Source organism: Micromonospora parastrephiae, assembly GCF_016802865.1.
Taxonomy (GTDB): Bacteria; Actinomycetota; Actinomycetes; order Mycobacteriales; family Micromonosporaceae; genus Micromonospora; species Micromonospora parastrephiae.
Window position 1 is genome coordinate 1 of the sequence record NZ_JAEVHM010000176.1, and the last position, 11649, is coordinate 11649.

Genomic DNA, 11649 nt, shown 5'->3' on the forward strand with positions numbered 1-11649 from the left:
CTCGCTGAGCCCGAGCGCGGCCCGCGCCGCCTCCTCGTCCGGCCCGGCGCAGAGCGCCACCAGCGCGTCGAGCACCGCTCGCGGGCCGGGTTCAGCTCGGGCAGGGAGAGCCGGTCGGGGGCCCACCGACGTCCGGTGCCGGCGTCGGCCTTCCCCTCCGAGGGCGGCAGCAGGATGAGCATCGGGTCTCCTCGACGGGTGCGACGGCGGCGCCCCGCGCGCCGGCCCGGCCAGCGTACGACCCGCCGCTACCGCCAGGGCCGCACCGGTGTGTCAGGGTGGTACACGCGATAGCCGCCGACCTCCCGTACCGGCGCGGCGTCGGCCCGGTCGGCGAGCAACCGGCGCAGCCGGCGGTCCATCGGGGAGTCGACCTCCACCACGTAGCCCGGCCGCGCGGCCGGCCGACCTGCCGCCAGTACGCCAGGTAGCGGTTCTGCCCGGGGGACAGGTCGGCGTCGAGCACACCGCAGACCACCGTCTCGTCGGTGTTGAAGATCAGCCGGTTGCAGGTCCAGTAGTCCCCGTACACCTCGTGCGGGCCGTCGGCCCGCAGCGCGGCGGCCAGTTCCCGGGCCTGGCGCTCCTCGGTCCGCGACGCGGCGGTGCCGGTCGTCACGAACAGCACGGTGATCACCAGCGTGGTCGCGGTCAGCGCGACCAGCACGGCGGTGGCCAGCGCGCCGGTGAGCCGGCCGAGCCCGCCGACGGTGCCCCGCCAGCAGGCGACCGCCACCACCCACAGCGGCCAGAGCACCGCCGGCAGCGACAGTTGCAGCACCGACAGGTAGCGGGCGTTGTCCAGCGGGCTCGTCGCGGCGAGCGGGCTGCGCACGTACGACAGCAGGGTCAACGCGGCGCCCGCGACGAGCGCGAGCTGCACCACCGGCTTGACCCGCTCCCCGCGCGGCCCGCCGGCGGCCCGCCGGTACGCGAGGACCGCGAGCACCGCGGCAGCCACCAGCAGCAGCGGGTACACCGCCCCGAACCACTGCTGCCAGCGCCCGCAGCCGTCCACCGGGCAGAGCCCGTGCGCGAGCGGCACCCCCTCCAGCAGGCCACCCCGGACCCGCTCGGACCACGGCGGCAACGGCCCTGCCTTGGTGCTGACCTCCCGGAACACCGACAGCGAGTCCTCACCCGGACCGGCACGCAGGTTGTCGACGATCATCGGCGCGATCCCGACCAGGAAGCCCGCCACCAGCAGCAGACCGGACCAGCCGAGAAGCTCCCGCCGCAGCGCCCACACCAGCGCCAGCCCGGCCACCGCCAGGTACGGCAGGATCAGCCAGTCCGACCAGGCGGCCAGCCCGACGAGCAGGCCGAACAGCGCGACGGCGAGTCGCCGGCGGTGCACGGTGCCGGCCGCCAACCCCAGGGTGATCAGCAGCATCAGCAGCACCGCCGGCTTCACCTCCGGCCGCCCCCCGACGACGGTGAGCTGGTCGCGCACCACCCGCTCCGGCCCGAGCGCGAGCAGGCCGACGACGAAGGCGGCGAACCACGGCGTGCAGAGCCGACGGGTCAGCCGGTGGATCAGGTAGAGGAACACCGCGTACAGCGCGAGCATCGGCAGCCGCAGCACCGGCCAGCTCGGCCCGGCCACGACGACCAGCGGCGCCGCCAGGTACGACTCCAGCATTCCCATGTAGTGCTGGCCGTACAGGAAGACCGGACGTTCCCGGCCCTGCCCGATGTGCAGCGCGGCGAGGCCGAAGGTGGCCTCGTCGCTGTTCGACACCGGCACCGTGTACAGCGTCAGGACCAGCCGGTAGACGACGCCGACCAGCCCGAACAGCAGCGCCACGAGCGCCGGCCGGTCGAGTCGTGGACGCCACCGCCCACGGTGCTGCTCTGCATGCGACACGACCAACGCCCCCGTCGTCGTCCCGACCGGAGTGTTTCACGGACGGCGGGCGGGCCGGGGAGGTTCGGCGCAGTCGGGGTCGGCTCGCGTGGCCGTGGGTGTCGACGTGTGGCAGGGTTGGCCCGTGTCACCCACTTCCACCGGCCAACTGGCCGTTCCGAACCTGCACCGGGCAGCGCGGATCGAGGACGCCGTTCACCAGCTCGTGGAGCGCCGCCTGCGCCGCACCGGCTGGGGGGTCAACATCATCGCGTACACCGGCTATGGCGCCCCGGGTTGGGTGCGGGTGATGTGCCGGGTGCTGCTGGGCCGTCCGGACACCCGACAGCGGGGCCGCCTGGACAAGGTCCGCGGCTGGCGCAGCTTCACCACCCTGCCGGCGAAGCACGTCACGGTGACCATCGAGGCCGGCGGGGTGCGGCACGAGGCGCGGGCGGACCGCAGCGGCTTCATCGACACGCTGGTCGAGGCCGACCTGCCGCCCGGGTGGGGCACCGTCCGGCTCAGCGTCCCGGACGCCGAGCCGGTCGACGCGCCGGTACGCATCCTCGACCCGGACGTCACGTTCGGCATCCTCTCCGACATCGACGACACGGTGATGGTCACCGCGCTGCCCCGGCCGCTGCTCGCCGCGTGGAACACGTTCGTGCTCGACGAGCACGCCCGGGCCGCCGTGCCCGGCATGGCGGTGCTCTACGAGCGGTTGGTGACCGCGCACCCCGGCTCGCCGGTCTTCTACCTCTCCACCGGCGCGTGGAACGTCGCGCCGACGCTGACCCGGTTCCTGTCCCGGCACCTCTACCCGGCCGGGCCGCTGCTGCTCACCGACTGGGGGCCCACGGCCGACCGGTGGTTCCGCAGCGGCCGGGAACACAAGCGGGTCACCCTGGCCCGGCTGGCCCAGGAGTTCCCCCACGTGCGCTGGCTGCTGGTCGGTGACGACGGCCAGCACGACCAGGAGATCTACCGGGAGTTCGCCGCCGCCCACCCGGAGAACGTCGCCGGGGTGGCGATCCGCCGGCTCTCCCCGGCGCAGTCGGTGCTGGCCGGTAGCCTGCCCGCCCCGGCCGGCCGCCCGTCGTCGGGGCCGGTGGGGCAGAAGTGGCTGTCCGCCCCGGACGGCGCCGGCCTGTGGCAACTGCTGCGCGACGCCGACCTGGTCTGAGCCGCCGCGCCTCCTCCGGTCAGCCCCGGCGGAGCCAGATGGCGCCCAGCGGGGGGACCTGGAGGGCGGCCGAGGCCACCATGCCGTGCCACGGCACGTCCTCGGCGCGCACCTCGCCCAGGTTGCCCACCCCGGACCCGCCGTAGTGCTGCGCGTCGGTGTTGAGCACCTCCGTCCAGGTGCCGCCGGCCGGAAGGCCGACCCGGTAGTCGTTCAGCGGCTGGGCGGAGAAGTTCGCCACGCACACCAGCGTCGAACCGTCCGGGGCGATCCGGACGAACGACACGGTGTTGTTGGCGACGTCGTCTCCGGCGATCCAGCGGAACCCGGCCGGTTCGGTGTCCTGTGCCCAGAGCGCCGGGGTGTCCCGGTAGACCCGGTTGAGGTCACCGACGAGCCGCTGCACCCCGGCTCGGGCGGGGTCGTGCAGCAGGTACCAGTCGAGGCCGCGCTCCTCGCTCCACTCCCGGTCGTCGGCCATCTCGGAGCCCATGAACAGCAGCTGCTTGCCGGGGTGCGCCCACATGTACGCCAGCAGCGCCCGCACGTTCGCCAGCCGTTGCCAGGTGTCTCCGGGCATCTTGCCGGCCAGTGAGCCCTTGCCGTGCACGACCTCGTCGTGGCTGATCGGCAGCACGTAGTTCTCGCTCCAGGCGTACGCCAGGGAGAAGGTGAGCTGGTGGTGGTGGTGCTGGCGGTAGACCGGGTCCTTCGAGGTGTAGAGCAGGGTGTCGTGCATCCAGCCCATGTTCCACTTGAACCCGAAGCCCAGCCCGCCCTCGGCGGTGGCGCGGGTGACCCCCGGCCAGGCGGTGGACTCCTCGGCGATCATCACGACGCCGGCGTGGTGCTTGTAGACGGTCGCGTTCACCTCCTGCATGAACGCGATGGCCTCCAGGTTCTCCCGGCCGCCGTACTGGTTGGGCACCCACTGCCCGTGCTCGCGGGAGTAGTCCAGGTAGAGCATCGAGGCGACCGCGTCCACCCGCAGTCCGTCGACGTGAAACTCGTCGCACCAGTAGAGCGCGTTGGCGACCAGGAAGTTGCGGACCTCGCGGCGACCGTAGTCGAACACGTACGTGCCCCAGTCGGGGTGCTCGCCGCGTCGCGGGTCGGGGTGTTCGTAGAGCGGGGTGCCGTCGAAGCGCCCCAGCGCCCACTCGTCCTTCGGGAAGTGCGCGGGCACCCAGTCGAGGATCACGCCGATGCCGGCGGCGTGCAGCCGGTCGACGAGGTGGCGGAACTCGTCCGGGTCGCCGAACCGCGCGGTGGGCGCGTAGTAGCCGGTCACCTGGTAGCCCCAGGAACCGCCGAACGGGTGCTCCATCACCGGCAGGAACTCCACGTGGGTGAAGCCCAGCTCGGTGACGTACGCGGTGAGCTGGTCGGCCAGCTCCCGGTAGTTCAGGCCGGGCCGCCACGAGCCGAGGTGCACCTCGTAGACGCTCATCGGCTCCTGGTGCGGCTGCCGCTCGGCCCGCCGGGCCAGCCAGTCCGCGTCGGACCACCGGTACGTCGAGTGGTGCACGACCGACGCGGTGGCCGGCGGCACCTCCGCGTACGCCGCGAGGGGGTCGGCCTTGTCCCGCCACTGCCCGTCGGCGCCCAGCACCCGGTACTTGTAGCGGGCACCGACGCGGGCGTTGGGGACGAACAGCTCCCACACTCCGCTGGAGCCGAGCGAGCGCATCGGCCAGCCGTCGTCCGGCCCCCAGCCGGTGAAGTCGCCGACCACTCGCACCCCGCGGGCGTTGGGCGCCCACACACTGAACGCCACACCCTCGTCGAAGACCCGGGCGCCCAGCACGTCCCACAGCCGCTCGTGCCGACCCTCGCCGATCAGGTGCAGGTCCAGTTCGCCGAGCGTCGGCGGATAGCGGTACGGGTCGTCGTGCGCCGCGCCGTCGACCTCCACCCGGTAGTCGAGCACGGTGCCGTCGACCTGGGCCTCGAAGACGCCCACGTCGTGCACCCGCTTCATCGGGTGCCGCTCGTCGCCGACGAGCAGCACCACGTCGCCGGCGCCCCGGCGCATCGTGCGGATCGTCGTCGAGGAGTCGGCGGGGTGCGCGCCGAGCAGCGCGTGCGGGTCGTGCGTCGCGCCGGTGATCAGCTGGTCCATCGAGCGTCCTTCGAAGCGGGGGTGGTCGGCGCGGTACCGCCGGACAGGTCGGCGGGGACGTCGGCCACGGTGAGCGTGGCCGCGACGTTCGTGGCGGACGCCGGCGTGGCGGGCGGCGTCGGCCGCGCACGGTGAGCACGTGCGCCGGTTGCAGGTACGGGTCGAGCCGCACCGCGTTGCGTTGGCCCCAGTCGTAGCTGGTGCCGGTCAACTCGTCGTACACGGTGAACCGCTCGTGCCAGTCGAAGCCCAGCTCCGGCATGTCCAGGGTGGTGTTGCCCCACTGCACCGTGTGCGAGTCGAACGAGCAGATCACGATGACGGCGTTGCCGGTCTCCGGGTCGTGCTTGGACCAGCAGAGCAGCGCCGGGTTGTCGATCTCGTGGAACCGCAGGTTGCGCAGCTGGTGCAGGGCCGGATTGTCGCGGCGTACCCGGTTGAGGGTGGCCAGGAACGGGGCCAGCGAGCGGCCCTGCGCCTCGGCGGCGGCCCAGTCCCGCGGACGCAGCTCGTACTTCTCGTTGTCCAGGTACTCCTCGGCGCCGGGCCGGGCCACGTGCTCGAACAGCTCGAAGCCGGCGTACAGGCCCCAGGAGGGGGAGAGCAGCGCGGCCAGCACCGCCCGGATCTTGAACATCGGCGGGCCGCCGTGCTGCAACGACTCGTGCAGGATGTCCGGCGTGTTGGGCCAGAAGTTGGGCCGCATGTAGTCGGCCGCCTCGATCAGCTCCTCGCAGTACGCCCGCATCTCGGCGGCCGTCGTGCGCCAGGTGAAATAGGTGTACGACTGCGTGAAGCCGATCTTGCCGAGGCCGTGCATGATGGCGGGCCGGGTGAACGCCTCGGCCAGGAACAGCACGTCCGGGTCGACCTGCTTCACCTCGGCGATCAACCAGTGCCAGAAGTCGAACGGCTTGGTGTGCGGGTTGTCCACCCGGAAGATCCGGATGCCCTCGCCGACCCAGTGCAGCACCACCCGCAGCACCTCGGCGCGGATGCCCTCCGGCTCGTTGTCGAAGTTGACCGGGTAGATGTCCTGGTACTTCTTCGGCGGGTTCTCCGCGTACGCGATGCTGCCGTCGGCCCGGGTGGTGAACCACTCCGGGTGCTCGGTGACCCACGGGTGGTCGGGCGCGCACTGCAACGCCAGGTCCATCGCCACCTCCAGGCCCTGTGCCGCCGCCGCCTGGATGAAGGCCCGGAAGTCCGCCGGCGTACCCAGGTCGGGGTGGATCGCGTCGTGGCCGCCCTCGGCGGCGCCGATCGCCCACGGCGAGCCCACATCCGTCGGCCCGGCGGTGAGCGCGTTGTTGCGCCCCTTGCGGTTGACCCGGCCGATCGGGTGGATCGGCGGCAGGTAGAGCACGTCGAAGCCCATCGCGGCGACGCCCGGCAGCCGCTCGGTGGCGGTGGCGAAGGTGCCGGACCGGCCGCCCGTCGCTCCTTCGGAGCGGGGGAAGAACTCGTACCAGGCCGAGTAGAGCGCCCGCTTGCGGTCCACCCAGATCGAGTACGTGTCACCGGCGGTGACCAGCTCCCGCACCGGGTGCTCCCAGAGCAGGTCGGCCAGGGCCAGCGCCGGGTCGACCCGCTGCGGCAGCGGCAGGTCGGTGTCGGCCAGCGCGGTGAGGGCGGCGGCGAGCCGTGCCCGGTCGGCGGCCGGCACCAGCTCGCGGGCGGCGGCGAGCACCCGCGCGCCCTCGGCCAGGTCGTTGGCCAGGTCCTCCGGCCCCTGCCCGGCGGCGATCTTCTTGGTCACCGCGTTCTGCCAGGTCAGATACGGGTCCTGGAACGCTTCGACGGAAAAGGTCCAGGAGCCGACGGCGTCCGGTGCGATGGTGGCGTGCCAGCGGTCCTGGCCGGGCTCACCCGGGCGCATCCGGGTGAACGGCCGTGTCGCGCCGTCCGGACCGGCCCACACCACGTTGCAACCCAGCGCGTCGTGTCCCTCCCGGTAGGCGCGCGCCGACACCGGAACCGGCTCGTCGACCACCGCCTTGGCCGGGTACCGCCCGCAGGAGACGACGGGGGAGACGTCTTCGATCGGGAACCGTCCAGTCACCCCGCCAACCTACTGCGCGAGATCAGTTCGCGCGCGGCCAAGCCTGCCGGTCCGCCCCGCGCCAGGGCCCGCGCGGCAAGATCCGCGCACTTTCGGGAAAGTTGCTGCCTCAGGGCACCGTCGACGCAGCAGTTTCCCCGAAGTTGTGCGGATCTTCGCGGTGCCCCCTCGATCCCAGCACCGCTCCTTCCGGATTCGGTGGGCGCACCGCATGTCGTCCGTCTCCTCAGGCCGTCTTCATCAGGCCGCGCCGACGGACCGGTAGACCTCCAGGGTCTGGCGGGCGATGGAGTCCCAGGAGAAGTGCTCCACGGCGCGTCGCCGACCGGCCAGGCCGAACCGCTCGGTGCGCGCCGGGTCGGCGAGCAGCGTGTTGATCGCCGCCGCCAGGTCGGCGACGAACTTCTCCGGCTGCAACGGGGTCCCGGACCCGTCGGTGGCCTGCTCGATGGGCACCAGCAGGCCCGTCTCGTCGCCGGCCACGACCTCCGGTATGCCGCCCGTCGCGGTCGCCACCACCGCGGTCTCGCAGGCCATCGCCTCCAGGTTGACGATGCCCATCGGCTCGTACACCGACGGGCAGACGAAGACGGTGGCGTGGGTGAGCACCTGGATCACCTCCGGCTTCGGCAGCATCTCCGCCACCCAGACCACCCCGGAGCGGTTGGTCCGCAACTCGGCCACCAGCTCCTCCACCTCCGCGGCGATCTCGGCCGTGTCCGGCGCGCCGGCGAGCAGCACGAGCTGCGTGTCCGCCGGCAACTCCCGGGCGGCACGCAGCAGGTAGGGCAGGCCCTTCTGCCGGGTGATCCTTCCCACGTAGGCGACGCTGGGTCGGGACGGGTCGACGCCGAGCCGGTCGAGCACGTCGGTGCCCTGATCCGGGGCGTACTGGACGGTGTCGATGCCGTTGTAGACCACCCGGACCTTCGACGGGTCGATCTGCGGGTAGGCGGTGAGCACGTCGTTGCGCATTCCCCCGCTGACCGCGATCACCGCGTCGGCGGCCTGCATCGCGGTGCGCTCGATCCACGAGGAGAGCGCGTAGCCGCCGCCGAGCTGCTCGGCCTTCCACGGCCGCAGCGGCTCCAGGCTGTGCGCGGTCACCACGTGCGGCACGCCGTGCAACAGCTTTGCCGTGTGGCCGGCCAGGTTGGCGTACCAGGTGTGGCTGTGCACCACGTCGGTGCCCGCCGTGCCGGCGGCCATCTCCAGATCCACACCCATCGTGCGCAGCGCGGCGTTCGCGCCGGTCAGGCCGGGCGGCTCGGCGTACGCGGTGACACCCGGCTCGGTGCGCGGCAGACCGAAGCAGTGCACGCGTACGTCGGTGCGGCGGCGCAACTCCCGGGCCAGGTACTCGACGTGCACGCCCGCGCCGCCGTAGACCTCCGGCGGGTACTCGCGGGTGAGCAGATCGACGCGCAGGGGGGTGGGATCCGTCATGACCCCGCACCCTAGTGCAGAAGAGTCCCCGTACGAGTGGTGAAGTCCGACGCGGGTGGATAGCGTCGTGGCATGGCTGCCAAGGTGCTCGCGATCGTCCTGGCGGGTGGGGAGGGCAAGCGCCTGATGCCACTCACCACGGACCGGGCCAAGCCGGCCGTCCCGTTCGGCGGGATGTACCGCATGGTCGACTTCGTCCTCTCCAACCTGGCCAACGCCGGCTATCTCAAGATCGTCGTGCTGACCCAGTACAAGTCCCACTCCCTCGACCGGCACATCACCAAGACCTGGCGGATGTCCACGCTGCTCGGCAACTACGTCACCCCGGTGCCCGCGCAGCAGCGTCGCGGCCCGTGGTGGTTCGCCGGCTCGGCCGACGCCATCTACCAGAGCTTCAACCTCATCAACGACGAGCAGCCCGACTACGTGATCGTCTTCGGCGCCGACCACATCTACCGGATGGACCCGCGGCAGATGGTGGAGGACCACATCGCCTCCGGCGCCGCGGTGACCGTCGCCGGCATCCGCCAACCGCTGTCGATGGCCGACCAGTTCGGTGTCATCGAGGTCGGCGAGGACGGCCGGCGCATCCGGGCGTTCCGCGAGAAGCCCACCGACGCGGTCGGCCTGCCGGACTCGCCCGACGAGATCTACGCCTCGATGGGCAACTACGTCTTCACCACCCGGGCGCTGTGCGAGGCGGTCGAGCGCGACGCGGCGGACAAGTCCAGCAAGCACGACATGGGCGGCAGCATCATCCCGATGCTCGTGGAGCGGGGCGAGGCGAACGTCTACGACTTCCGCGACAACGAGGTGCCGGGCAGCACCGACCGGGACCGCGGCTACTGGCGCGACGTCGGGACGCTCGACTCGTTCTACGACGCGCACATGGATCTGATCAACGTGCACCCCGTGTTCAACATGTACAACTTCGAGTGGCCGATCTACACCGAGCAGCCGCCGTGGCCGCCGGCGAAGTTCGTACACCAGTGGGGCGAGCGGGTCGGGCGCGCGGTCGGCTCGATGGTCTCTCCCGGTGTGGTGATCTCCGGCTCGCTGGTGGAGAGCTCGATCGTCGCGCCGAAGGTACGGGTGCACTCCTGGGCGCACGTCGAGGGTTCGGTGCTGATGGAGGGTGTGGAGATCGGCCGGCACGCGGTGGTCCGGCGCGCCATCCTGGACAAGAACGTGTTCGTCCCGGAGGGCGCGGAGATCGGCGTCGACCTGGAGAAGGACCGGCAGCGCTACACCGTCTCCGACAACGGCATCGTGGTCATCGGTAAGGGCCAGCGGGTCGAGCCGTGACCGTCGCACTATCAAGGAGGTAGACCCCCGTGACCCATCCCCGTGCCGGCCAGCCCGCCGAGCCCGCCGACCTGGTCGACGTGCCGCGCCTGGTGACCGCCTACTACGCCGAACATCCGGACCCAGCGGACCCGGCGCAGCAGGTCTCCTTCGGCACCTCCGGCCACCGGGGTTCCAGCCTGCGCAACGCGTTCAACTCCGACCACATCCTGGCGGTCACCCAGGCCCTCTGCGACTACCGGCGCGAACAGGGCCTGGACGGCCCGCTGTTCCTGGCCCGGGACACCCACGCGCTCTCCGCGCCGGCCGCGGTGGACGCCCTGGAGGTCCTCGCCGCCAACGGTGTCACCGTGCTGGTGGACAGCCGCGACGGTTACACGCCCACCCCGGCGCTGTCGCACGCGATCCTCACCCACAACCGGGGGCGCACCAGCGGGCTCGCCGACGGCATCGTCATCACCCCGTCGCACAACCCGCCGGACGACGGCGGCTTCAAGTACAACCCGACCAACGGCGGGCCGGCCGACACCGACGTCACCCGGTGGATCCAGGACCGGGCCAACGCGATCCTCGCCGCCGGGCTCAAGAAGGTCCGCCGGATAACGTACGCGCGGGCCCGCGCCGCCGACACCACCGGGGAGTACGACTTCCTCGCCCGCTACGTCGACGACCTGCCGTCGGCGATCGACATCGACGCCGTCCGCGACGCCGGCATCCGGATCGGCGCGGACCCGCTCGGCGGCGCGAGCGTGGCGTACTGGGGTGAGATCGCCGAACGGCACCGACTGGACCTGACGGTGGTCAACCCGACGGTCGACCCGACCTGGCGGTTCATGACCCTGGACGGCGACGGCAAGATCCGGATGGACTGCTCGTCACCGAACGCGATGGCGTCGCTGATCGCCGCCCGCGCCGACTTCCAGATCTCCACCGGCAACGACGCCGACGCCGACCGGCACGGCATCGTCACCCCGGACGGTGGCCTGATGAACCCCAACCACTACCTGGCGGTGGCGATCGGTCACCTGTTCCGGACCCGCACCGCCTGGGGTCCGGCCGCCGCGGTGGGCAAGACCCTGGTCTCCTCCTCGATGATCGACCGGGTCGCCGCCGACCTCGGTCGACCGCTGCTGGAGGTGCCGGTCGGCTTCAAGTGGTTCGTGCCCGGCCTGCTGGACGGCGCGGTCGGCTTCGGCGGTGAGGAGAGCGCCGGGGCGTCCTTTTTGCGCCGCGACGGCTCCACCTGGACCACCGACAAGGACGGCATCCTGCTCTGCCTGCTCGCCTCCGAGATCCTGGCCGCCACGGGGCGCACGCCGAGCGAGCACTGGGCGGAGCTGGCCGAGCGGTTCGGCGCGCCCGCGTACGCGCGGATCGACGCCCCGGCCACCCGCGAGCAGAAGGCCGTGCTCGGCAAGCTCTCCCCGGACCAGGTCACCGCCACCGAGCTGGCCGGCGAGCCGATCACCGCGACGTTGACCACCGCGCCCGGCAACGGCGCCCCGATCGGCGGTCTGAAGGTCAGCACCGAGTCCGGCTGGTTCGCCGCACGGCCCTCCGGCACCGAGGACGTCTACAAGATCTACGCCGAGTCCTTCAAGGGCCCCGACCACCTCAAGCAGATCCAACAAGAAGCCAAGAACCTGGTAGACGAAGCCCTAACCCAAGCCTGACCCCCCCGC

Annotated in this window: 7 protein-coding genes and 3 pseudogenes; 5 read left to right on the forward strand and 5 right to left on the reverse strand. The window is 72.0% G+C overall.

Features of this window, described 5'->3' with window-relative positions; translation table 11 throughout:
- Positions 1-248 precede the first annotated feature (248 nt).
- A pseudogene (locus tag JNW91_RS25225) lies at positions 249-1907 on the reverse strand (ArnT family glycosyltransferase).
- 84 nt (positions 1908-1991) lie between these two features.
- Here JNW91_RS25225 and JNW91_RS25230 point away from each other — a divergent pair.
- The gene (locus JNW91_RS25230) at positions 1992-3032 is read left to right on the forward strand and encodes an App1 family protein (protein ID WP_203177880.1); all 1041 of its coding nucleotides are present in this window, start codon (positions 1992-1994) and stop codon (positions 3030-3032) included.
- 19 nt (positions 3033-3051) lie between these two features.
- Here JNW91_RS25230 and glgB read toward each other — a convergent pair whose 3' ends face one another.
- Together glgB and JNW91_RS34070 are read right to left on the reverse strand one after the other, a co-directional pair.
- Complete coding sequence (gene glgB, locus JNW91_RS25235; protein ID WP_203177881.1) at positions 3052-5154, reverse strand: 1,4-alpha-glucan branching protein GlgB; 2103 nt, start codon at positions 5152-5154, stop codon at positions 3052-3054.
- A gap of 187 nt (positions 5155-5341) precedes the next feature.
- Positions 5342-5974, reverse strand: a pseudogene (locus tag JNW91_RS34070) (alpha-1,4-glucan--maltose-1-phosphate maltosyltransferase); the annotation flags it as partial.
- Here JNW91_RS34070 and JNW91_RS33725 point away from each other — a divergent pair.
- Together JNW91_RS33725 and JNW91_RS33730 are read left to right on the forward strand one after the other, a co-directional pair.
- Positions 5946-6185, forward strand: a complete 240-nt coding sequence (locus JNW91_RS33725; protein ID WP_309244481.1) for a hypothetical protein — start codon at positions 5946-5948, stop codon at positions 6183-6185. The pseudogene JNW91_RS34070 and the gene JNW91_RS33725 sit on opposite strands and share 29 nt — an antisense overlap.
- Positions 6186-6515, forward strand: a complete 330-nt coding sequence (locus tag JNW91_RS33730; protein WP_309244482.1) for a hypothetical protein — start codon at positions 6186-6188, stop codon at positions 6513-6515.
- A 191-nt stretch (positions 6516-6706) separates the two neighbouring features.
- On the opposite strand, the pseudogene JNW91_RS33735 reads toward JNW91_RS33730, so the two are convergent.
- Positions 6707-7216, reverse strand: a pseudogene (locus JNW91_RS33735) (maltotransferase domain-containing protein); the annotation flags it as partial.
- 240 nt (positions 7217-7456) lie between these two features.
- Complete coding sequence (gene glgA / locus JNW91_RS25245) at positions 7457-8662, reverse strand: glycogen synthase (RefSeq protein ID WP_238425671.1); 1206 nt, start codon at positions 8660-8662, stop codon at positions 7457-7459.
- Between the two features lie 72 nt (positions 8663-8734).
- Between glgA and glgC the strand changes: the two genes are divergently transcribed.
- Positions 8735-9967, forward strand: a complete 1233-nt coding sequence (gene glgC, locus JNW91_RS25250; protein WP_203177882.1) for a glucose-1-phosphate adenylyltransferase — start codon at positions 8735-8737, stop codon at positions 9965-9967.
- A gap of 29 nt (positions 9968-9996) precedes the next feature.
- On the forward strand, positions 9997-11640 hold the full coding sequence (gene pgm, locus JNW91_RS25255) for a phosphoglucomutase (alpha-D-glucose-1,6-bisphosphate-dependent) (RefSeq protein ID WP_203177883.1): 1644 nt from the start codon (positions 9997-9999) through the stop codon (positions 11638-11640).
- Positions 11641-11649: the final 9 nt, after the last annotated feature.

Bases quoted from the DNA above. Each gene is read 5' to 3' on its own strand.
- glgB (WP_203177881.1), bottom strand. From the start codon at position 5,154: ATGGACCAGCTGATCACCGGCGCGACGCACGACCCGCACGCGCTGCTC.
- JNW91_RS33730 (WP_309244482.1), top strand. From the start codon at position 6,186: ATGTCCTGGTACTTCTTCGGCGGGTTCTCCGCGTACGCGATGCTGCCG.
- glgA (WP_238425671.1), bottom strand. From the start codon at position 8,662: ATGACGGATCCCACCCCCCTGCGCGTCGATCTGCTCACCCGCGAGTAC.
- glgC (WP_203177882.1), top strand. From the start codon at position 8,735: ATGGCTGCCAAGGTGCTCGCGATCGTCCTGGCGGGTGGGGAGGGCAAG.